The following is a 2,812-nucleotide window of genomic DNA, read 5'->3' on the forward strand; positions in this document are numbered from 1 at the left end:
GAAGGCTTCTTAGTTGTACTGAGTTTTTTCAGAAATCAAATATGAGTCCTATAGGTGAAGAAGAATTCATAATTAAGAATCAATCACAGAACTTACGCAAAAATCGCTTTTGATATTTGTGGCAGTGTCCACTTGATATCATGTCCAGCTAATTAGTTATCATTCCCGAATCTATGCAGAAAGCCCAACAACCCCTCTTCTCTGCGGTCTTAATGATAAGTCTTTAACCGGTCACGATATTACAGTGATTGCAACTCAACTTTGCAACCTGAAAAAAGGGACGGGTAAAATACCCATCCCAGAAAATTCACTTTTATTCAATTGATAGCAAAACTTTTATTGCACTGCGGTGGGAAAAGCACCAGGTTGCACAGCTACATTAATATTCTGCCCATTGCGACGTAATTCCATACGTAAATCGCCCCCGACTTGGCTATTTTCTACTGCTTTTTGGACACTGCTGGCATCTGTGACTGCTTGTCCGCCAAGCTTTTGGATTACATCACCAGCACGTATTCCTGCTTTAGCGGCTGGAGAATTTGGCACAACTTTCACAACTAATACACCTTTGTCTTCACTCACATTCAAACCGCTGTTGGGATCTGAGTTGATATTTTGTTTTAGTTGAGGCGTTAACCCCATCATTTGAATTCCCAGATAAGGATGTTCTACTTTGCCTGTAGCTATAAGTTGGCTGGAAATGCGTTGTACTGTGTTGATGGGAATAGCAAAGCCTAATCCTTGTGCCCCTTGGATTATAGCTGTATTCATGGCAATTACCTCGCCACGAGAATTTAGCAGGGGACCGCCGGAGTTACCAGGATTAATGGCTGCATCAGTTTGAATATACTCTACTCGCTTATCGGCAGCACCGATTAGATTACTACTGCGTCCGGTAGCACTGATGATTCCGGTAGTTACTGTATTATCTAGTCCAAGGGGGTTGCCGATCGCGATCGCCCATTCTCCTGGTTGCAGTTGATCTGAGTTCCCTAAAGCTACTGAAGGTAGATTCTCTGCCTGAATCTTGACAACAGCAACATCGGTTAATTCATCTTTTCCTAACACCTTACCTTCCAAGGTGCGCCCATCTTTGAGTGTCACTGTCACCGTATCAGCACCATCTATGACATGGGCGTTAGTGAGAATCCGACCATCGGAACTGATGAGAAAACCTGAACCAGTACCCCGTTGTACCCTTTCTCCTGATTGTGGCAGTTGGGAACCAAAAAAGCGGCGAAAGAACGGATCGTTGAATTCATCTGGTATCCGGCTTCTTACGGTTCGGGAAGAGTTAATCCGCACTACTGCTGGCCCGACCTTCTGCACCACCTGTGTCACAAAATTAGGATCTGTGGCGGCTGGTAACGGAGGAGCGGCATTGACTCGACTAACTGCCAAGTTAGATGCACTCTCAGACATCTGCCGAGAATTTCCAGCCATATAGCCACCGGCTAATGTCATACCTGATCCCAGCAGCACCAGCGATAGAGAGGCGGCAGCCTTTTTCCAGGGCGCTCGATTTTGGTATTTGGTGTCAACAGTGTTTGATAAAATGCTATTTGATGGGTGTTCTCCATCACGAGATTGGTTTTGCATTGCTGTCTGGAAAGATATTTTAGATATATTACTAATGTAGATATTATTTATGACAGTTTTGTTGCGGAGGTATTGCGTTGTTGTGAAAGATTTGGTATTTTAACCACCGCATCCCACCTTAACTGAATTCTATATAGTCATTCGTAAGGGCGCACATCTGTGTACTCCGATTGCGTGTTTCATCCATGTCTGAAGGAATAAAATGGCACAGGGTAAAATCTTACTTAAGCCTGGTACTTTATGGACAAGTGTCAAAGAGCAGACGGAACATGCTTTACAATGTGGAGCGTTGCTGTCGATACCAACGGAATTTGAGTTTGTCGAACAGGATAATGTCCGCTTTTTAGTGCGGATTTTGTCTAACTTGAATCGCAAAAAAGCAGCCGATGAAAAACAGAAAAAACAATCTGCTACGTCTGGTCAAGAGTTTAATCCTTTCTTGCCCTACGAAGAGGATTTATTTGTAGCGGATATTTCTGATACCCATGTATGTATTTTAAATAAATTCAATGTTGTTGATTATCACCTGCTAATCATCACCCGTGATTTTGAAGAACAGGAAAGTTTGCTCACCCTGGAAGATTTTACGGCTATGTGGGCATGTCTAGCTGATTTCGATGGTTTAGCATTTTACAATAGTGGCAAAACGGCAGGTGCAAGTCAGCGACACAAGCATTTACAGTTAGTTCCTCTACCATTTGCATCTTCAGTCCCGCAAATACCTATTGAACCTCTGTTGAAGGCAGCACGATTTCAGGACTTGAGCGCAACTTTACCAGGGCTTCCTTTTATACACGCTTTCGCACCGCTAGATCCCGATTGGGTGCAAGGGGGTCAAGCAACACTGGAAGTTTATCGCACTTTGCTAGATGCGGTGGGTTTAGATGCAAAGCAATTGGGTGCTTACAATCTGCTGGCGACACGAGAATGGATGTTGATCGTACCGCGATCGCAGGAGCATTTTCACTCCATCTCTGTGAATTCATTAGGATTCGCTGGTGCTTTGCTAGTGCGAAATGCCGCAGAAATGGAGCTTCTCAAAGCTGAAGGGCCGATGACTATCCTCAAGAATGTTGCTATATCCTAATTAAGTTGGTGCGATATCTACGACGGATTATGCCTACACAGGTAATAAAACTTGAGAATTACCATTGCTCCTTATACCAATTCAATTAATGATTGCAACACATCCTTGGGTAAAGACGCGATTCAT

At 43.6% G+C, this 2,812-nt stretch carries 2 protein-coding genes; one reads left to right on the top strand and one right to left on the bottom strand.

Annotation, left to right across the window (positions count from 1 at the left end; translation table 11 throughout):
- Positions 1–336 precede the first annotated feature (336 nt).
- On the bottom strand, positions 337–1,599 hold the full coding sequence (locus ABF638_RS37590; protein ID WP_181929249.1) for an HhoA/HhoB/HtrA family serine endopeptidase: 1,263 nt from the start codon (positions 1,597–1,599) through the stop codon (positions 337–339).
- 202 nt (positions 1,600–1,801) lie between these two features.
- Here ABF638_RS37590 and ABF638_RS37595 point away from each other — a divergent pair, with 202 nt between their 5' ends.
- Positions 1,802–2,686, top strand: coding sequence for an ATP adenylyltransferase family protein (locus tag ABF638_RS37595; protein WP_435027822.1), 885 nt, complete (start codon positions 1,802–1,804; stop codon positions 2,684–2,686).
- Positions 2,687–2,812 lie beyond the last annotated feature (126 nt).

The sequence above is a fragment of the Nostoc sp. CALU 1950 genome, from assembly GCF_051172895.1.
GTDB lineage: Bacteria > Cyanobacteriota > Cyanobacteriia > Cyanobacteriales > Nostocaceae > Nostoc > Nostoc edaphicum_A.